We start from the raw sequence: 223 nt of genomic DNA on the forward strand, positions 1-223 counted from the left end.
ACTATACAAGGATACGTTAGTTGAAATTGTTGAATATTGTTCTAGTCAACAGGAAAGTATTAAGACGGCATCTGATTATTCGACAAATGATTTAGAAACATCCGACTTGTCGATATTAAAGACGCATTTTTCTGGTATAGAAGATATATACTCTCTTACACCATTACAGGAAGGGATGTTATATCATAACGTAATGGATACAGAATCAACTAGTTACGTAGTA

Annotated in this window: 1 protein-coding gene; it reads left to right on the forward strand. The window is 32.7% G+C overall.

All coding sequences use genetic code 11. The features are described 5' to 3' along the window. Positions 1–223, forward strand: a 223-nt coding sequence (locus tag MR167_RS33860) for a hypothetical protein (RefSeq protein ID WP_242316314.1), incomplete at both ends; no start/stop codon positions are given.

The sequence above is a fragment of the Bacillus cereus group sp. BfR-BA-01355 genome (assembly GCF_022663675.1).
GTDB classification, from domain to species: Bacteria; Bacillota; Bacilli; order Bacillales; family Bacillaceae_G; genus Bacillus_A; species Bacillus_A thuringiensis_S.